Origin of the sequence: Longimycelium tulufanense, assembly GCF_014645795.1 — a bacterium.
Classification (GTDB): Bacteria; Actinomycetota; Actinomycetes; order Mycobacteriales; family Pseudonocardiaceae; genus Longimycelium; species Longimycelium tulufanense.
Genome location: NZ_BMMK01000026.1, coordinates 24553 through 43407, shown reverse-complemented (window position 1 = coordinate 43407; position 18855 = coordinate 24553). Strand labels below are relative to the sequence as shown.

18 protein-coding genes are annotated in these 18855 nt (G+C 71.7%); 4 read left to right on the top strand and 14 right to left on the bottom strand.

Going from position 1 to position 18855, the window contains the following annotated elements:
- Positions 1–297 precede the first annotated feature (297 nt).
- From pyrF to pyrR, 8 genes are read right to left on the bottom strand one after another with little or no spacing between them, the layout of a single operon-like run.
- Complete coding sequence (gene pyrF, locus IEY55_RS22840; protein WP_189060585.1) at positions 298–1155, bottom strand: orotidine-5'-phosphate decarboxylase; 858 nt, start codon at positions 1153–1155, stop codon at positions 298–300.
- Positions 1152–4457, bottom strand: a complete 3306-nt coding sequence (gene carB / locus IEY55_RS22835; RefSeq protein WP_189060584.1) for a carbamoyl-phosphate synthase large subunit — start codon at positions 4455–4457, stop codon at positions 1152–1154. The genes pyrF and carB overlap by 4 nt, the downstream gene beginning before the upstream one ends.
- A complete protein-coding gene (gene carA / locus IEY55_RS22830) occupies positions 4457–5632 on the bottom strand; it encodes a glutamine-hydrolyzing carbamoyl-phosphate synthase small subunit (RefSeq protein ID WP_189060583.1) in 1176 nt (391 codons plus the stop codon). The genes carB and carA overlap by 1 nt, the downstream gene beginning before the upstream one ends.
- Complete coding sequence (locus IEY55_RS22825; protein WP_189060582.1) at positions 5629–6141, bottom strand: PH-like domain-containing protein; 513 nt, start codon at positions 6139–6141, stop codon at positions 5629–5631. The genes carA and IEY55_RS22825 overlap by 4 nt, the downstream gene beginning before the upstream one ends.
- Positions 6141–7469, bottom strand: a complete 1329-nt coding sequence (locus tag IEY55_RS22820; RefSeq protein WP_189060581.1) for a dihydroorotase — start codon at positions 7467–7469, stop codon at positions 6141–6143. The genes IEY55_RS22825 and IEY55_RS22820 overlap by 1 nt, the downstream gene beginning before the upstream one ends.
- Positions 7466–7588 carry a hypothetical protein gene (locus IEY55_RS32615; RefSeq protein WP_268239348.1) on the bottom strand — a complete coding sequence of 41 codons (123 nt, stop codon included), beginning with the start codon at positions 7586–7588 and terminating at the stop codon, positions 7466–7468. Before IEY55_RS32615 ends, IEY55_RS22820 begins: the two co-directional genes overlap by 4 nt.
- Positions 7581–8513, bottom strand: coding sequence for an aspartate carbamoyltransferase catalytic subunit (locus IEY55_RS22815; protein ID WP_189060580.1), 933 nt, complete (start codon positions 8511–8513; stop codon positions 7581–7583). Before IEY55_RS22815 ends, IEY55_RS32615 begins: the two co-directional genes overlap by 8 nt.
- Positions 8510–9169: a bifunctional pyr operon transcriptional regulator/uracil phosphoribosyltransferase PyrR gene (pyrR, locus tag IEY55_RS22810; protein ID WP_229686649.1), complete on the bottom strand. Its 660-nt coding sequence runs from the start codon at positions 9167–9169 to the stop codon at positions 8510–8512. Before pyrR ends, IEY55_RS22815 begins: the two co-directional genes overlap by 4 nt.
- A gap of 286 nt (positions 9170–9455) precedes the next feature.
- Between pyrR and bldD the strand changes: the two genes are divergently transcribed.
- The gene (bldD, locus tag IEY55_RS22805; RefSeq protein ID WP_073480449.1) at positions 9456–9944 is read left to right on the top strand and encodes a transcriptional regulator BldD; all 489 of its coding nucleotides are present in this window, start codon (positions 9456–9458) and stop codon (positions 9942–9944) included.
- 269 nt (positions 9945–10213) lie between these two features.
- Here bldD and nusB read toward each other — a convergent pair whose 3' ends face one another.
- The 4 genes from nusB to uvrB all read right to left on the bottom strand — a co-directional run bounded on the left by nusB (position 10214) and on the right by uvrB (position 14923).
- Positions 10214–10642, bottom strand: coding sequence for a transcription antitermination factor NusB (gene nusB / locus IEY55_RS22800; protein WP_189060579.1), 429 nt, complete (start codon positions 10640–10642; stop codon positions 10214–10216).
- Between the two features lie 9 nt (positions 10643–10651).
- Complete coding sequence (gene efp, locus IEY55_RS22795; RefSeq protein WP_189060578.1) at positions 10652–11215, bottom strand: elongation factor P; 564 nt, start codon at positions 11213–11215, stop codon at positions 10652–10654.
- Positions 11216–11330: 115 nt separating this feature from the next.
- On the bottom strand, positions 11331–12440 hold the full coding sequence (locus IEY55_RS22790) for a M24 family metallopeptidase (protein WP_189060577.1): 1110 nt from the start codon (positions 12438–12440) through the stop codon (positions 11331–11333).
- A gap of 320 nt (positions 12441–12760) precedes the next feature.
- The gene (gene uvrB, locus IEY55_RS22785; RefSeq protein ID WP_189060576.1) at positions 12761–14923 is read right to left on the bottom strand and encodes an excinuclease ABC subunit UvrB; all 2163 of its coding nucleotides are present in this window, start codon (positions 14921–14923) and stop codon (positions 12761–12763) included.
- Positions 14924–15236: 313 nt separating this feature from the next.
- On the opposite strand from uvrB, the gene IEY55_RS22780 reads away from it, so the two are divergent.
- Positions 15237–15767, top strand: coding sequence for a ribonuclease FAU-1 family protein (locus IEY55_RS22780; RefSeq protein WP_189060629.1), 531 nt, complete (start codon positions 15237–15239; stop codon positions 15765–15767).
- A gap of 143 nt (positions 15768–15910) precedes the next feature.
- Entirely contained in the window at positions 15911–16429 is a 519-nt protein-coding gene (locus tag IEY55_RS22775) for a ribonuclease FAU-1 family protein (RefSeq protein WP_189060575.1), read from the top strand.
- A 65-nt stretch (positions 16430–16494) separates the two neighbouring features.
- Here IEY55_RS22775 and coaE read toward each other — a convergent pair whose 3' ends face one another.
- Positions 16495–17688, bottom strand: coding sequence for a dephospho-CoA kinase (gene coaE / locus IEY55_RS22770; protein ID WP_189060574.1), 1194 nt, complete (start codon positions 17686–17688; stop codon positions 16495–16497).
- Positions 17689–17845: 157 nt separating this feature from the next.
- Between coaE and IEY55_RS22765 the strand changes: the two genes are divergently transcribed.
- Positions 17846–18046, top strand: coding sequence for a hypothetical protein (locus tag IEY55_RS22765; protein ID WP_189060573.1), 201 nt, complete (start codon positions 17846–17848; stop codon positions 18044–18046).
- A gap of 6 nt (positions 18047–18052) precedes the next feature.
- Here the strand turns inward: IEY55_RS22765 and IEY55_RS22760 are convergent, their stop codons facing one another.
- Positions 18053–18688, bottom strand: coding sequence for a hypothetical protein (locus IEY55_RS22760; protein ID WP_189060572.1), 636 nt, complete (start codon positions 18686–18688; stop codon positions 18053–18055).
- Positions 18689–18855: the final 167 nt, after the last annotated feature.

The following is an 18855-nucleotide window of genomic DNA, read 5'->3' as shown; positions in this document are numbered from 1 at the left end:
CCGCCGGAGCACAGCGTTCCAACGATGCCGCGTTCGATATGCGACCAGAAAACAGCGGTCCCCGCGGCGCTTTCATCGCGGGCCACAAGGGTTCCCACGAGTGCGGAGGAGATTCCGCATCGGGCGGCCCCGGTGGTTCGGGCCGCACCGCCCCCCGAACCACCCGAAGTCTTCCCACACCGCGGAAAATGTCCGACCGCGGCAAACGCGAATGGCGTCGGCGGTGGGAGCGCACAGCCTCCGCCTGCCGGAGATGAGCCGCGTTTTTCCCCGCGCGCGGCGGACTTCCGCCGCGACCTACCCGGTGATCTCGGCGATGGAGTCGCGAACCCGCCGCACGGCGTCCCGCAGGGCGGGAACCTCCGGGCCGTGCCGCAACACGTCGCGGGACGTCGTGGGCAGCACCCGGGGCAGTGCCGGACCGAACACCCGGTGCAGGTCGGCCACGGTCGCGCCCTGGGCGCCCAGGCCCGGGGCGAGGATGGGCCCGGCCAGCCGGGACAGGTCGAGCCCGGCCGCGGGGTCGATCGTCGCGCCCACGACCACACCGACCGAGCCCAGCGTGCCGCCGACCTCCTCCAGATCCTCGGCGTTGCGCTCGGCGGCGGCGTCCACCACGGCCTGGGCGACGCTGCGCCCGCCGGTGTCGACGGCACGCTGCACCGCACCACCCTCCGGGTTGGAGGTCATCGCCAGCACGAACACGCCCCGGCCGTTGGCCCGAGCGGCCAGCAGCGCCGGCTCCAGCGAGCCGAAGCCCAGGTAGGGCGAGACGGTGACCGCGTCGCCCGCCAGCGGGGAGCCCTCCACCAGGTAGGCGGCGGCGTAGGCGGCCATCGTGGACCCGATGTCGCCGCGCTTGACGTCCAGCAACACCAGGGCACCGGCCTGCCGGGCCTCGGCGATGACCCGCTCCAGTACCGCCACGCCGCGGGAGCCGTACGCCTCGAAGAACGCCGACTGCGGCTTGAGCACGGCGACCTCGCCCGCCAGTGCCGTCACGGCCGTCATCGCGAACCGCTCCAGCCCGGCGACGTCCTCGGTCAGCCCCCACGCCCGCAGCAACGCCGGGTGCGGGTCGATGCCGACGCACAGCGGGCCACGGTCGGCCACGGCATCGGCGAGCCGGGCGCCGAACGGGGTGAGTGCGCTCACCGGTGTGCCTCCCGCAGCGCGTGCTGCAGGGCCTGCAGCGGTCGGACGTCGATGTCGTCGCGGATCAACGCCTCGATGCCCTGGACCGCCGCGGCCGCGCCCTGCACGGTGGTGATGCAGGGGATGTCGCGGGCGACGGCCGCGGTGCGGATCTCGTAGCCGTCGATCCGCGGGCCGCTGTTGCCGTAGGGGGTGTTGATGACCATCTGCACCTCGCCGGCCCGGATCTGCTCGACGATGTTGTCCGGGCCCTCGAAGTGCTTGCGGACCACGGTGCACGGAATCCCGTTGCGGCGCAGCACTTCCGCGGTGCCGGAGGTGGCCAGCACCTCGAAGCCGAGGTCGGCCAGCCGCTTCACCGGGAAGACCATGGCCCGCTTGTCGCGGTTGGCCAGGGAGACGAACACCTTGCCGCCGGTGGGCAGCGAGCCGTAGGAGGCGGTCTGGGACTTGGCGAAAGCCTGGCCGAAGGCCATGTCGATGCCCATGACCTCGCCGGTGGACTTCATCTCCGGTCCCAGCAGCGAGTCCACGCCGTGGCCCTCGGGAGTGCGGAACCGGTGGAAGGGCAGTACCGCCTCCTTGACCGCCACCGGCGCCTCCGGCGGCAGCACACCACCGTCGCCCTCCGGCGGCAGGACACCTTCGGTGCGCAGTTCCTTGATGGTGGCGCCGAGCATGATCCGGGCTGCCGCCTTGGCCAGCGGCACCGCGGTCGCCTTGGAGACGAAGGGCACCGTCCGGGAGGCCCGCGGGTTGGCCTCCAGTACGTACAGCACGTCGTCCTTCCACGCGTACTGGACGTTGAGCAGGCCGCGCACTCCCACACCACGGGCGATCGCCTCGGTGGAGCGGCGGACCGCCTCGAGCACCTCGGCGCCCAGTGTGATGGGCGGCAGCGCGCAGGAGGAGTCGCCGGAGTGGATGCCGGCCTCCTCGATGTGCTCCATCACCCCACCCAGGTAGACCTCGGTGCCGTCGCACAGCGCGTCGACGTCGATCTCGATGGCGTCGTCGAGGAACCGGTCGACCAACACCGGGTGCTCGGGCGTGACCTCGGTGGCACGCGCGATGTAGGCTGCCAGGGACTCCTCGTCGTAGACGATCTCCATGCCGCGCCCGCCCAGCACGTAGGAGGGCCGGACCAGCACCGGGTAGCCGATCTCGTCGGCGATCTCCTTGGCGCCCTCGAAGGACGTCGCGGTGCCGTAGCGCGGTGCGGGCAGGCCGGCGGCGGTGAGCACGTCACCGAACGAGCCGCGGTCCTCGGCCAGGTGGATGGCCCGCGGCGGGGTGCCGACGATGGGCACGCCGGCGTCGGCCAGCCGCTGCGCCAGGCGCAGCGGGGTCTGCCCGCCCAACTGCACGATGACGCCGGCCACCTCGCCGGAGGCCATCTCGGCGTGCACGACCTCGAGCACGTCCTCGAAGGTCAACGGTTCGAAGTAGAGCCGGTCGGAGGTGTCGTAGTCGGTGGAGACCGTCTCCGGGTTGCAGTTGACCATCACGGTCTCGTAGCCGGCCGCGCGCAACGCCATCGCCGCGTGCACACACGAGTAGTCGAACTCGATGCCCTGCCCGATCCGGTTCGGACCGGAGCCCAGGATCAGCACCTTCGGCCGGTGCCGCTGCTCGGCCACCTCGGTCTCGGCCGCCGGGTCGGTCTCGTAGGCCGAGTAGTGGTACGGGGTACGGGCGGCGAACTCCGCCGCGCAGGTGTCCACCGTCTTGTAGACCGGCCGCACGCCGTGCTCGTGCCGCAACGCCCGGACCCCGTCCGCACCGCCGAGCTCGGGCCGCAGCGCGGCGAGCTGCCGGTCGGACAGACCGGCCCGCTTGGCCCGGCGCAGCAACGCCTCGTCCAGCTGGGGCGCGGCCATGATCTCGGCCCGCAGTTCCAGCAGCGCGGCGATCTGGTCGACGAACCACGGGTCGATCCCCGACGCCTCCGACACCTCGGCCACGCTGCCGCCGAGGCGCAGCGCCCGCTCGACGGTGTAGAGCCGGCCGTCGTGCGCGGTGCGCAGCTCGGCCAGCGTCGAGGCCAGCGTGGCCCCGTCCGGATCCGGAGTGGTCCAGAACCCGGCCGCGCCGGTCTCCATCGACCGCAGCGCCTTGCCCATCGCCTCGGCGAAGCTGCGGCCGACGGACATCGCCTCGCCGACGCTCTTCATCGTGGTGGTCAGCGTCGGGTCCGCGCCGGGGAACTTCTCGAAGGCGAACCGCGGCACCTTGACCACGACGTAGTCCAGGGTCGGCTCGAAGCTCGCGGGGGTCTCGCCGGTGATGTCGTTGCGGATCTCGTCCAGGGTGTAGCCGATGGCCAGCTTCGCCGCGATCTTGGCGATCGGGAAGCCGGTGGCCTTGGAGGCCAGCGCCGAGGACCGCGACACCCGCGGGTTCATCTCGATGACGACCATGCGGCCGTTGGCCGGGTTGATCGCGAACTGGATGTTGCAGCCACCGGTGTCCACACCGACCTCGCGCAGCACCGCGATACCCAGGTCGCGCATGTGCTGGAACTCGCGGTCGGTCAACGTCATCGCCGGGGCGACGGTCACCGAGTCACCGGTGTGCACGCCCATCGGGTCGACGTTCTCGATGGAGCACACGACCACCACGTTGTCGTGCCGGTCGCGCATCAGCTCCAGCTCGTATTCCTTCCAGCCCAGCACGCTCTCCTCGACGAGGACCTCGTGTACCGGGCTCTCGGCCAGACCGGACGACGCCAGCCGCTCCAGCTCCTCGGGCGTGTGCGCCATGCCGGACCCCAGGCCGCCCATGGTGAAGCTGGGCCGGATCACCACCGGCAGGCCCAACTCGGCGACGGTGTCCCGCACCTCCGCCATGGACTTGCACACCCGGCTGCGCGGGGTCTCGCCGCCGGCCGCGCGCACGATGTCCTTGAACCGCTGCCGGTCCTCACCGCGCTGGATGGCCTCCACGTCGGCCCCGATCAGCTCCACGCCGTACTCGGCCAGCACCCCGCGCTCGTGCAACGCCACCGCGGTGTTCAACGCGGTCTGCCCACCCAGCGTCGCCAGCACCGCGTCCGGCCGCTCCTTGGCAATCACCTTCGCCACGAACTCCGGCGTGATGGGCTCGATGTAGGTGGCGTCGGCGAACTCCGGGTCGGTCATGATCGTGGCCGGGTTGGAGTTCACCAGGCTGACCCGCAACCCCTCCTCCCGCAGCACCCGACACGCCTGCGTACCCGAGTAGTCGAACTCGCACGCCTGGCCGATCACGATCGGCCCCGACCCGATCACCAGGACGTGCTTGATGTCCTCCCGGCGCGGCATCAGCGACCAGCCCCCTTCACGCCGCCGGCCGGCGAACCGGCCGCAAGGTCACGGGCCGGCAAGCCGGCCATCAGGTCACAGAAATCGTCGAACAGCGGGGCGGCGTCGTGCGGTCCGGCCGCCGCCTCCGGGTGGTACTGCACGCTGAACGCGGGCACCTCCAGGGCACGCAGGCCCTCCACGGTGCCGTCGTTCGGGCAGTGGTGGCTGACCAGTGCCGGGCCGAACGGGGTGTCGAACCGCTCCCCCGGCTCGCCCTCGACGGCGAACCCGTGGTTCTGCGCGGTGATCGCCACCCGACCGGTGGTGACGTCGACGACCGGGATGTTGATGCCGCGGTGGCCGTACCGCATCTTGTAGGTCCCCCGGCCCAGTGCGCGGCCCAAAATCTGGTTACCGAAGCAGATGCCGAACAGCGGCAGCCGGCGCTCGAGCACCTGCCGGGTCAGGCCCACCGCGTAGTCGGCGGTGGCCGGGTCGCCCGGGCCGTTGGACAGGAACACGCCGTCGGGTTCCACCGCGAGAATGTCCTCAATGGACGATCGCAGCGGCAGCACGTGCACCTCGATGCCGCGCGCGGCCATCATGCGCGGGGTGTTGGCCTTGATGCCCAAATCCAGGGCCGCCACCCGGAACCGGCGCTCGCCGTGGGCCGGCACCACGTACCGCTCGGCGGTGGTGACGTCCCCGGCCAGGTCGGCGCCCTTCATCAGCGGGCTGTGCACGACCCTGTCGAGCATCTCCTCGCGGGTGCCGGCGTTCGGGCCGGAGAAGATTCCGGCGCGCATCGCACCGCGCTCCCGGATGTGCCGGGTGAGCGCGCGGGTGTCCACACCGGCGATACCGACGATGCCCTGCGCGGCCAGCTCCGCATCCAGCGAGCGGGTGGCGCGCCAGTTGGACGGCACCCGGGCGGGGTCACGCACGACGTAGCCGGCCACCCAGATGCGGCCCGACTCGTCATCCTCGTCGTTCCAGCCGGTGTTGCCGATCTGCGGCGCCGTCTGCACCACGATCTGCCGGTGGTAGGAGGGGTCGGTGAGGGTCTCCTGGTAGCCGGTCATGGCGGTGGAGAAGACCACCTCGCCGAGGGTGTGGCCGGCGGCGCCGTACGCCTCGCCGTGGAACGTGCGCCCGTCCTCCAGGACGAGGACGGCTGGGGTGGGTCGGGTCATCGGGTGTCCTCCCCGGAGGCCGGGGCCAGCGCCTGCACCGCGCTGACCCACTCGGAGTAGGTGGTCTTGTCGTCACCGCGGAAACCGGTGTCCAGCAGGTGGTCGCCGAGCTGCCAGGTGACGACCAGCAAACCGTCGGTGCCCATCACCTTGCCGGCCAGGGCTCGGTCGGTGCGGGCGCCGCGCAGCGCGGTCACCGGGACCCACAGCGGGCTGGCTCCCTCGCGTTCGACCAGCAGGCCGGTCGCGGTGAGCCGGAGGGTGGCGGTGGCGCGGTGGCCGATGTCGCCGACCGCGATCCGGTCCTGCCAGTCGCCGGCGGTCGTGGTGCCCACGTAGACGCCGGTGGCCGGCGGAAGCCGGTCTGCGGCGGGCCCGGCGGGCGGTTGCGGGAAGGCGGGCAGCACCGCGGCCTGGCGTCGGGCCCGGTTGCGCCAGCCCCACCACATACCCAGCGCGCACAGCACGAAGAACGCGAAAATCGCGGCGGTGAGCAGGATGCGTTCCATCAGTCCTGCACCTTTCCTTCGTGTGCGGTGACCCGGCCACGGAAGATCGTGGTCACCACCCGGGCGGGCAACTCCATCCCCTCGTAGGGGGTGTTCGCCGCGATGCTGGCCAGTTCCTCGGCCCGGACCGTCCAGCGGGCGGCCGGGTCGACCAGCACCAGGTTGGCCGGTTCGCCCACGGCCAGCGGACGGCCCTGGTCGGGCAGGCCGGCGATCTCGGCCGGCCGCTCGCTCATCACCCGGGCAACGCCCCGCCAGTCGAGCAGTCCGGTCTCGACCATGGTCGCGGCCACGATGGACAGCGCGGTCTGCAGGCCGAGCATGCCGGGGCGGGCCGCCGCCCACTCGCAGTCCTTGTCCTGGGCGGCGTGCGGCGCGTGGTCGGTGGCGACGCAGTCGATGACGCCCTCGGCCAGCGCCGTCCGCAGCGCGTCCACGTCGGAGCCGGTGCGCAGCGGCGGGTTGACCTTGTTCACCGGGTCGTAGCTGGCCAGCCGCTCGTCGGTGAGCAGCAGGTGGTGCGGGGTGACCTCGGCGGACAGCAGCGCCTCGGCGGTCCGGCCGGCCACGTCGGCCGGCCGGCGCCTGGCCCAGCGCAGCACGTCCGCGGTCCCGGCGGTGGAGACGTGGCAGATGTGCAGCCGGGCCCCCACGTGCTGGGCCAGCAGGCAGTCGCGGGCCACGATGGACTCCTCGGCCACCGCGGGCCAGCCGGCCAGGCCGAGTCGGGCCGCGGCCTCGCCCTCGTGCGCCTGCGCGCCCACGGTGAGCCGGGGCTCCTCGGCGTGCTGGGCGATCACCCCACCCAGCGCCCGGCTGTACTCCAGGGCGCGCCGCATGATCAGCGGGTCGAAGACGCAGTGGCCGTCGTCGCTGAAGATCCGTACGCCGGCGGCGGAGCGGGCCATGGTGCCCAGCTCGGCCAGCCGCTCCCCGCCCAGGCCGACCGTGACGGCGCCGACCGGGTGCACGTCGACCAGGCCGACCTCGCGGCCGCGCCGCCACACGTGCTCGACCACGACCGCGTTGTCCGCGACCGGGTCGGTGTTGGCCATGGCGAACACGGCGGTGTAGCCGCCCAGCGCGGCCGCGGCCGAACCGGTGGCGATGGTCTCGGTGTCCTCCCGGCCGGGCTCGCGCAGGTGGGTGTGCAGGTCGACGAAGCCGGGCAGGGCGATCAGGCCGTCGGCGTCGATGACCTCGTCGACCCCGGGGGTCGTGGCCGGGTTGGTCTCGGCGATGACACCGCCGCGCAGCAGGAGGTCGACGGGATCGCCCGCACCGTAGAGACGGACGCCCTTGACGAGGGTGGTTGCTGGTGTCCTCACGCGACAGTCTCCTCGGCACTCATGCGGGACACCCGCTCCCGGTTGGCGACCTTGTCGAGCAGCTGGGGCTCGGCGATCACGAGTTGTCTGGCCCGCACAACGCCGCGGAAATCACTCATCGCCGCCTCCGGTGGCCAGCAGGTGGTAGAGCACGGCCATACGGACGTGGACCCCGTTGCTCACCTGTTGCGTAATCGCCGCCCGCGAGGAGTCCGCGACCGCGGGGGCGATCTCCATGCCCCGCAGCATCGGGCCGGGATGCAGCACGACGGCGTGTTCGGGGAGCAGGCGCAGGCGCGCCTCGTTCAGGCCGTAGGCGATCGAGTACTCGCGCGCGGACGGGAAGAAGGCACCGTGCATGCGCTCGGCCTGCACGCGCAGCATCATCACCGCGTCCGATGTGGGCAGCTCGGCGTCGAGCTCGTGGGAGACCGTGACGCCCCAGTGCTCGACCCCGGCGGGCAGCAGCGTGGGCGGGGCGACCAGCACGACGTCGGCGCCGAGTGTGCGCAGCAGGTGCACGTTGGACCGGGCCACCCGGCTGTGCAGCACGTCGCCGACGATGCCGATCCGGCGCCCGGCCAGCTCGCCGAGCCGCTCCCGCAGCGTGGCGGCGTCCAGCAACGCCTGGGTGGGGTGCTCGTGCATGCCGTCGCCGGCATTGACGACACCCGTGCCGGTCCCCTCGAGCCATTCAGCCAGCCGCTGTGGGGCGCCGGAGGCCGGGTGCCGCAGGATCACGCAGTCGGCGCCCGCGGCGGACAGGGTGAGCGCGGTGTCCCGCAGCGACTCCCCCTTGCCCACCGAGGAGCCGCCGGCCGAGACGTTGATCACGTCCGCGCTCATCCACTTGCCGGCGACCTCGAAGGAGACCCGGGTCCGGGTGGAGCTCTCGTAGAACATCGTCACCACGGTGCGGCCGCGCAGCGTGGGCAGCTTGCGCACCTCGCGGCCGAGCAGGGTCGCCTTGAGCTCGGCCGCGGTGTCCAGCAGGCCGGTGGCCGTGGCGGCGTCCAGGTCGAGGGTGCTGAGCAGGTGCTTCATGCCCGGTCCTCCTCGGCGGCGGCCTGCCGGGCCGGCCGCCGCAGCACGACGGCGTCGCGCGCGTCGACCTCGTCGAGCAGCACCGCGACCTCCTCGGTGCGGGCCGTCGGGACGTTCTTGCCCACGTAGTCGGCGCGGATGGGCAGCTCGCGGTGGCCGCGGTCGACCAGCACGGCCAGCTGCACCGCGCGGGGCCGGCCGAGGTCGCGCAACGCGTCCAGGGCGGCGCGGATGGTCCGGCCGGAGTAGAGCACGTCGTCGACCAGGATGACCAGGCGGTCGTCGATGCCGGCGGCGGGCAGCCGGGTGGACTCCAGTGGGCGGGCCGGACGGCGACGCAGGTCGTCCCGGTAGAGAGTGATGTCGAGCACGCCGGTGGGAACCTCGATACCGGCAAAAGTGGCGATTCTCTCGGCCAGCCGGCGGGCCAGCGGCGCACCCCGGGTGGGAATGCCGAGCAGGACAACCGCCGGGGGCTCCGACGAGGCCGGCGACGCCGGTGCGGACCCCTTCGCGGACGCCGTGCCGGCGTCCAACGCGGTCTTCTCGATGATCTGATGGGCCATTCGGGCCACGGTGCGCGCGACGTCGCCGGCCGAGAGCAGCTCGTGCTCCCCGGCCTGGCCCGTCACGCCGCCACGGGGGCGTGGCGCCACGGGTGGACCTCCTTCCCCGCCTCGCTGGACGGGTCCTTAAAGGATGTCGGACGCCCGGTGGTGGACGTCGGGAGCCGACCCTACCTGATCGGCCGAGGGAGCAGCGTACCAGCTGCCACGCTGCGTCAACCTTCCGGGTGGTGTGGTGCCCCTCGCCCGGCTGCCGCAGCGTGATCAGCTTGACCTGGTGACGACAGCGAGCAACCATTACTCTGCGTATTGATCTGGGCTTCCCCGCAGCACCCGGATACCGGCTGACGGGGCGAACGAAACGGAGAACCGCCACATGGGCGACTACGCCAAGGCGCTGGGCGCCAAGCTCCGCGCGATCCGGCAGCAGCAGGGCCTCTCGCTGCACGGCGTCGAGCAGAAGTCCGGCGGCCGGTGGAAGGCCGTAGTGGTCGGCTCGTACGAGCGGGGCGACCGCGCCGTGACGGTGCAGAAGCTGGCGGAGCTGGCCGACTTCTACGGGGTGCCGGTGGCGGAGCTGCTGCCCGAGGGGCGGGTGCCGTCCGGTGCCGAGCCCGCCACGAAGGTCGTCATCAACCTCGAGCGACTGCAGCAGCTGCCGGCCGAGAAGGTCGGTCCGCTGGCCCGCTACGCGGCCACCATCCAGAGCCAGCGCGGTGACTACAACGGCAAGGTGTTGTCCATCCGCACCGAGGACCTGCGCTCGCTGGCCATCATCTACGACATGACCCCGGGCGAGCTCACCGAGCAGCTCATCGACTGGGGCGTGCTGCCGCCGGAGGCGCGACCGGCCAAGGAGGACTGACCGACCCGTTCGTCGGGGCGGTCGCCTCGCCACGCCGAGCACACGAAGGGGCTCGGCTCCATCGCCTGCCCGGGTGATGGAGCCGAGCCCCTTCGTTGTCTGCTCACCGCCCGGTCAGGGGCTTCCCCCGGGTCATGGTCGACTGCGCAGCGCTCACCTGATTGCGCGCGCAACACAAAGCGGCGGACCCACCGCCGTCGGCGCATTACGCCGAACGAGCGATGGGTCCGCGCGACGGTCGGTAGACGCGTCTACCGGTCTGTGGAGGTCTACTCCGAGCCCAGGGAGGCCCGCAGGTGCTCGGCGATGCCGGCGATGCGACCCAGCACGCCGTTGACGAACCGTGGCGAGTCGTCGGTGGACAGCTGCTTCGCCAGCTCGACCGCCTCGTCGATGGCCACCGCGTCCGGCACGTCGGCCGCCCACAGCAGCTCGAACAGGCCCAGCCGCAGCACCGCCCGGTCCAGCGCTGGCATCCGCGGCAACGTCCAGCCCTCGGCGTGCTCGGTGATGAGCTGGTCGATCCGGGCCCGGTGCGCGGTCACCCCCTCGACCAGGGCGATCGTGTAGTCGTTGATGGGCGGTACGTCGGGCGAGCCGATCCGTTCCGACAGCAGTGAGACCGGGTCGACCCCTCGCAGGTCGGCCTCGTAGAGAACGTCTACCGCGCGTTTGCGCGCTTTGCTCCGTGCTCCCACGTCAGCCGGTCACTTGTTCACTCGGGACAGGTAACGCCCGTCGCGGGTGTCCACCTTCACCTTGTCGCCGGTGTTGACGAACAGCGGGACCTGGATCTCGGCGCCGGTCTCCAGGGTGGCCGGCTTGGTGCCGCCGGTGGCCCGGTCGCCCTGCAGGCCGGGGTCGGTGTGCTGGACGACCAGCTCGACCGAGGCCGGCAGCTCCACGTAGAGCGGGGTGCCCTCGTGGGTGGCCACCATCGCGGTGGTGTTGTCCAGCATGTAGTTGGCGGCCTCGCCCACGGTCTCGCCGGAGACGTGGATCTGGTCGTAGGTCTCGCCGTCCATGAACACGAAGTCGGCGCCGTCCTTGTACAGAAACGTCATCTCGCGCCGGTCCACGGTGGCGGTGTCGACCTTGGTGCCGGCGTTGAAGGTCTTGTCCACCACCTTGCCGGACAGCACGTGCTTCAGCTTGGTGCGCACGAAGGCACCGCCCTTGCCCGGCTTGACGTGCTGGAACTCGACGACGCTCCACAGCTGTCCGTCGAGGTTGAGCACCATGCCGTTCTTCAGGTCGTTGGTGGTGGCCACGGTGGTGGTCTCTCTCCTGTGCTCCCTGGCGTGGCCCGGCCGTGCGGGCCATCTTCCGTGCAATGGCTTCCTGCCCGCGCTCGGCGCGGCTCCAGACCGCGGTGCGGGGCGTTGGTCAGACGACCACGAGGTCCTTCGTGGTCAGGGTGAGGAGCTCGGGGCCGCCCGCGCGGACCACGAGGGTGTCCTCGATACGGACCCCGCCGCGTCCGGCCAGGTAGACGCCGGGCTCGACGGTGACCGCCATACCGGCGGACAGTGTACCTTCGCCCGACTTGCCCAGGGTGGGAGCCTCGTGGATCTCCAGGCCCACCCCGTGGCCCAGACCGTGCAGGAAGTTGTCCCCGTGACCGGCCCGATCGATGACCTCCCGCGCGGCCGCGTCGACCTTGCGCACGTCGGCACCCACCCGCAGCGCGGAGCGGCCGGCCGCCTGCGCGGCGGCCACCAGTTCGTAGGTCTCCCGCTGCCAGTCGGCCGGCTCGCCGAGCACGAAGGTGCGGGTCATGTCCGAGTGGTACCCGTCGACCAGTGCACCGAAATCGAGCTTGACGAAGTCGCCGGCGCGCAGCACGGCGTCGGTGGGGCGGTGGTGGGGCACCGCGGAGTTGGCGCCGGTCGCCACGATCGTCTCGAAGGAGGGGCCGGCCGCACCATGGTCGAGCATCCGGGTCTCCAGCTCGCGGGCGACCTCCAGCTCGGTGCGGCCCGGCCGCAGCCCGCCGTGCTCCAGCAGGTCGGCCAGGGCGCGGTCGGCGGCGGCGCAGGCCATCCGGAGCGCCTCCACCTCCTCGTCGTCCTTGACCAGCCGGAGCTGCTCCACCAGTGCCGGGGCGCGGACCAGCTCGACCCCCGTGGCGGCCGCCGCCAGCCCGGTCAGCCCATCGACGGTGACCTTGTGGCTTTCGAAGCCGGTACGGGCGTGCGCGGCCGCTTTCCGGCCGATCCGAGCCGCCAGCGCCAGCGCGCTCGGCCGCTCGATGATCCGTTCCAGGTCGGGGACCTGCTGCTCGGACTGGGTGAGGTAGCGGCCGTCGGTGCAGAACACGGTCTGCTGCTCGGTGTTCGGCTCGTCGGCGGCGTGCACCAGCAGGGCGGCGTTGGAGCCGGTGAACCCGGTCAGGTAACGGATGTTGAGCAGGTCGGTGACCAGCATCGCGTCCAGGTCCCGGTCACGGAGCTGGGCGCGGAGCGCGGCACGGCGCTGGGCGTGGGACTCGGGCATGTTCGCAACCCTAACGACCCGGGGTAGCCGTCCAGAAGGTGCTTGCACCCGCACGGATCACCGCCAACCCCCGGTATGCCCGGGAGATTCACCCGCGAAGCCGGTCGGCGACGTGCTCCCGCGGCCGAATGAACCTACCGCGACAACGGCGCGGTGTGACTGAGTTCGTGTTGCCGTAGAACGCGGATTTCCACCAGGACTCCTCCGTCAGGTGACGAAAGCGGGCACGACCGCGGAGGAGCCACCTTCGGACCTTGGCCCGAAACCGTTGAACACCAACGGTTTCGGGCCATCAGCGCGATCGGTGAAGTGTTCCGGCCCTACTTGATCCCGGCGGCATCCATGCCGCGCAGCTCCTTCTTCAGGTCCGCGATCTCGTCCCGCAACCGGGCCGCCAGCTCGAACTGCAGTTCGCGCGCGGCGTTCATCATCTGGTCGGTCAGTTGCTGCACCAGGTCGGCCAGTTCCGCCCGGGGCATCGACTTGACGTCCTTGTCCACGAGCACGCCCGCGGTCCCGCGAGGCGCACCGGGCTCGCCGGCCGGCTTCTTGCCGCGCGAGACGTTGCGGGCCGAGCCGCCGACCGCCACCTGCTCGGTGTCGTCGGCCTCTTCGTAAACCCGGTCCAGGATGTCGGCGATCCGCTTGCGCAGCGGCTGCGGATCGATGCCGTTCTCGGTGTTGTAGGCGATCTGCTTGGCCCGCCGCCGGTTGGTCTCGTCGATCGCGCGCCGCATCGAGTCGGTGACCCTGTCCGCATACATGTGGACCTGGCCGGAGACGTTCCGGGCCGCCCGGCCGATGGTCTGGATCAGCGAGGTCTCGCTGCGCAGGAAGCCCTCCTTGTCGGCGTCCAGGATGGACACCAGCGACACCTCGGGCAGGTCCAAACCCTCGCGCAGCAGGTTGATGCCCACCAGCACGTCGAAGTCGCCGAGCCGAAGCTGGCGCAGCAGCTCGACCCGACGCAGCGTGTCGACCTCGGAGTGCAGGTACCGCACCCGGATGCCCAGCTCGAGCAGGTAGTCGGTGAGGTCCTCGGCCATCTTCTTGGTGAGCGTGGTGACCAGCACCCGCTCGTCCCGCTCGGCGCGCTGCCGGATCTCGTGCACCAGGTCGTCGATCTGGCCCTCGGTGGGCTTGACGACGACCTCCGGGTCCACCAGTCCGGTCGGCCGGATGACCTGCTCGACGAACTCGCCGCCGGCCTGTGCCATCTCGTACGGGCCCGGGGTGGCCGACAGATACACCGTCTGCCCGATCCGGTCCTGGAACTCCTCCCAGGTCAGCGGCCGGTTGTCCAGCGCGCTGGGCAGCCGGAAGCCGTGGTCGACCAGGGTCCGCTTCCGCGAGGCGTCGCCCTCGTACATGCCGCCGACCTGGGGGACGGTCACGTGTGACTCGTCGATGACGAGCAGGAAGTCCTCGGGGAAGTAGTCGAGCAGGGTGGCCGGGGCGGAGCCGGGCGCGCGGCCGTCGATGTGCCGTGAGTAGTTCTCGATGCCCGAGCAGAAGCCGACCTGCCGCATCATCTCGATGTCGTAGGTGGTGCGCATGCGCAGCCGCTGCGCCTCCAGCAGCTTGCCCTGCCGCTCGAGCTTGGCGAGCTGGTCGGCCAGCTCCTCCTCGATGCCGCGGATCGCGCGTTCCATCCGCTCCGGGCCGGCCACGTAGTGCGTGGCCGGGAAGATCCGCAGTTCGGAGACCTCGCGCACCACCTCGCCGGTGAGCGGGTGCAGGTAGTAGAGCCGGTCGATCTCGTCGCCGAAGAACTCCAGGCGGACCGCCAGCTCCTCGTAGGAGGGGATGACCTCCACGGTGTCGCCGCGGACCCGGAAGGTGCCGCGGGCGAAGGCCAGGTCGTTGCGGGTGTACTGCACGTCGACCAGGGCGCGCAGCAGCAGGTCGCGCTCGACTTCCTGACCGACCCGCACGTGGATGGAGCGGTCCAGGTACTCCTGCGGGGTGCCCAGGCCGTAGATGCAGGAGACCGAGGCGACCACGACGACGTCGCGCCGGGTCAGCAGGCTCATGGTGGCGGAGTGCCGCAGCCGCTCGACGTCCTCGTTGATCGAGGAGTCCTTCTCGATGTAGGTGTCGGTCTGCGGGACGTACGCCTCGGGTTGGTAGTAGTCGTAGTAGCTGACGAAGTACTCGACGGCGTTGTCCGGGAAGAATCCGCGCAACTCGTTGGCGATCTGCGCGGCCAGCGTCTTGTTCGGCTCCAGGACCAGGGTGGGGCGCTGCACCCGTTCGATGAGCCAGGCCGTGGTCGCCGACTTGCCGGTGCCGGTGGCGCCGAGCAGGACGACGTCCCGCTCCGCCGCCTTGATCCGCCGCTCCAGCTCGTCGATCGCCTGCGGCTGGTCGCCGGCCGGCTCGTAGTCGCTGACCACGTGGAAGCGGCCGTCGGCCCGCGGGATCGCGTTGATCGGCCGGAAGTCGGAGTGGGCGGTCACCGCCGCGGCGTCTGGCTCGGACACGTCATCGAGCGTAGGCCCGACCCCCGACACCCGGCCACGACGTTCCCACCACGGCGGCCCGGGCCCGTCCACCAGGTGTTGAACAGCAACGATGTCCAGATTCGCGTCCACCGGAGCCCGATAATCCGCCGGGGATTCGGGTCACCCGGCTCCCGCGCGGTCTTCGCTTGCTCGCCACACCTGAGCGGCACGGGTGCGCTGTGAAGCGCATGCGGCTCATCGATCATGATCAGGCATGCGTAGGGTGCGCTGCGTGACGCTCAGTGCCGCCGACAACACTGCCGCCGACCAGGAAACCGGTACCGCCGAGGACATGACGAGCCACATCCACCCGCCCAAGGTCGAGGTTTTCGACGTCGCCGCCATGACCAACGTCGACCCGAAGGGGTTCGTCCGCCGGGTCGACGAGTACCGGGTCGAGCCGTTCGGGCTCTACATGGCCCGCCGGGTGGTCGACCACCCGCGCATGGACTACGTCGAGTCGTGGCTGTTGCCCAACCTGGGCCTGCGGGTGACCGACTGGCGCTGGCTGCCGGGCCACGAGCGCGACCAGGACTACTACCTCGACGTGGTCGACGTCGCGGTCGAGGGGGACCGCTGGACCACCACCGACTACTACCTGGACATCGTGGTGCGGCACCGCAAGGACCTCACCGTCGTGGACACCGACGAGCTGCTGGCGGCGCTCACCGCCGGGCTGCTCGACGCCGGCTACGCCCAACGCGCGCTGGAGCGGGCCTACCGGACGGTGGAGGGCATCACCCGACACGCCTACGACCTACCCGCCTGGCTGGCCGAGCACGGTGTGGTGCTTCGGTGGCGCAACCAACGGCGCCGCGGTTGACAATTCACTCGACCGCGGGCAACCGCCGATCGGAGGTTTCTGGCCGCCGCCACCGGATCGATATCCGACCGCCGACGACCCGTGATGTAACGAAATGACCCGGGTGATCACCCAGCGCACACTTACCACTACCCTCGGGCCGCGTGGGCGCCGTCATCACTCCGCAGTTGGTCGACGTGGTGGACACCTTCACGGCGGAGCGCAGTTACTCCTCGGGAAGCAGCCGCCACCTGACGGTCTGCCAGGTGGAGCGATGGGGGCTCCGGTTGGAGCACCCCACCCCGGAGGATCCGTTCGCCGACTCCGAGGTGACCTGGTTGCTACCGGAGGCCGGGCTCCGGCTCACCCACCAGCGGCCGCGGTCGCGGCACGCGCGGGGTGGGCCGAGCGTGCTGACGGCCGTGCGGGTGCAGCACGACTCCCGCACCTGGCGCACCACGGACCTGCTGCTCGGGCTGGCGGTGCCGGGTGGGACGACGGCCCGCATCGTGCGTTCCGAGGAGTTCGCGGCCGCGGTGGCCGGGCAGGTGCTGCGCCCGAGTGACGCCGACATGGCCCTGCGCACCGTGCACCGGACGCTGGAAGAGATCAGCCTGCACCGGCACGACCTGGGCGCGTGGCTGGCCGCGCACGGCATCTTCGAGCCCTGGCCGCCGCTGTAGGGACGGCGCGGCAAGGACGCGACGTCCCACCGCGGCGGGGCCATACCGCCGGGCCGGATCGGCGATCAGGCGCGGTCCGGCGCCCAGCCGGTCCTGGCCGCCCACTCCTCGGCCCGAGCGCTCGCCGAGGCGAACCACGGCCCCTTGGCCTGACCGTAGTCCGGGATCGCCGCGTGCTCGCCGGCCAATCCTCGCTTGAGCCGCTCGTACTCCTCCCGCGCCGCGGTGTCGGCCCGCATCCACGCCGGGAACAACAACGCGTACCGCCAGCCCGGCGAGCCCACCACCCGCAGGTGCACGTTGGCCCAGCGCCCGGGGTCGGCGCTGACGTGGGTGCGCTTGCGCCAGTGCTCCGGGTCGGGGTCCACCGAGGGAATCGGCCCGTCCTGGTCGAAGCCGGGCAGCAACGGGAAGCCGGCCTCGGCCAACGGCTCGGCCAACGCGTCGGCGTCCGCCATCGAGGCGACCGTTACCTGGATGTCGATCACGTCCCTGGCCGCGAGCCCCGGCACGGCGGTCGAGCCGATGTGGTCGATACGCAACGCCCGGGCGCCCGCGGCCTTCCGGAGCCGGGCCCTGATCCGCTCCGCCTGCACAGTCCAGGTCGGGTCGGGTGCGACGAGCTCCGGGGCCCCGCGCTCGGTATGGCGGCGCAGTCGGAGGTTGGCCTCGAACGGCACCAGCCGATCCCGCCACAGCCGGTCCACTTCGGACCACACCCCCTCGCGAGGTCCGCTGTTGTCCAACCACGCGTCGGCCACCATGCGCCGCTTCGCATCACTGGCCTGCGCACGGATCCGCGCGCGAGCGTCGGACTCGTCCATCCCGCGACCCACCAGGCGCCGGACCCGCTCCTCGACGGGCGCGGACACCACGAGAACCAGGTGGAAGATGGGTGCCAAGCCGTTCTCGACCAACAGCGGGATGTCCTGAACCAGAATCGCGTCGGGCGGTGCGGCGGCCATCAACTCGGCGCTACGGGCGGCCACCCGAGGATGGACGATCGCGTTCAGCCGGTATCGCGCGTCGTCGTCGTCGAAGACCCGCTTGGCGAGCGCGGGCCGGTCCAGCGAGCCGTCGGCGGCGAGCACCTCCGGCCCGAACGCGGCCACCACCTCGGCGAGCCCTTCGGTGCCGGGGGCGACCACCTCCCTGGCCAGTTGGTCGGCGTCGATCACCACCGCACCCAGCTCGGCGAGCCGGCCCGCCACCGTCGACTTGCCGGAGCCGATCCCCCCGGTCAGACCCACACGTAGCACCGGACGAGTCTCCCAGGCGAAACAACGGTTTTCACGGCGAGGTCGCGGGGGCGGCGACGCTACTCCGTTCGACCGACGACACACCGCACCGCCTACACCATCTGGAGCTGCAAGCCGGCACAGCTTGTCAAGCAACCACTCGGCGGGTGGAGGAGCGATGCCGCGAAGAGACACACCGCGGGCCCGGCACCGCCTCGGTAGCCCCGGTCTGGTGCACTGCGTGGCGTACCCGGCCGTGGCCGCGGCGCTGGTCGCGCGCCAATGTGGGTGGTGGCACGCCCTGCTCGTGCCGGCCCGTCACAGCCTCGCCGGCCCGCGCCGGCGCACGGCCGTCGGCTGGACCGCCGCTCGCGCCTGAGGAGGGTCAGGCCAGCAACGCGCCGGAGGCGCGCTGACCCAGCACGGTGAGCACCCGGGTCGCCTGGTCGTCGTCGACGACGCCATGGCGCGCGGTCACCACCACGGTCGCCCGGTCCAGGGCCAGCATCAAAGTCCGCTCCTTCGGCCCCACCAGCAGCACCGCCGGTTCGGCACCGAGCCGGATCTCGTTCACCGCGGCCCCGCGCGCCCGCTCCGCATCGATCGTCGCGCGCACCCGCTGGGCCGCGGCCCGCTCGGTGGCGTAGCCGGCCAGGCCCAGTTCGACCGCACCCACCGGCTTCTTCACCCCCCCGCTCGCACCGTAGTAGCAGGCGAGCCGCTCCGTACGGCCGATGGCGGGCTCGGGGACACCGACGATCTGCAGGCTGGGCCCGAGCCGGCGGCCGGCGATCCGGTCGACCTCGGCCGCGGGGGCCACCAGCGTGCAGTCCTTCGGCACGCGGGCGGCGGGCATGCCCTGGGCCAGCAGGGTGTTGGCCGGGGTGGACGGAGGGGTGGAGGTCGGTACCGGCGGCGGTGGCACCGGGGTGGACGGGTCGCCGGAGCAGGCGAACAGGGCCGCGACGCAGGTGGTCAGCACGAGCAGCAGGACGAGGCGGTCCGCTGCCCAAGTGGGCACCCGGGGTTCGGCGGGCCCGACCCTGGGCCCGACGGGCGGGCGGCGGCGGAATCCGGCGCACGGGGTCGGGGGTCGGCGACGGGTGCTCGCCGGGACGGCTGCACGCACGAAGATCACGTTAGCGACGCCGGTGCGGGTCAACCAAAAAACACCGGGGCCCCACACCC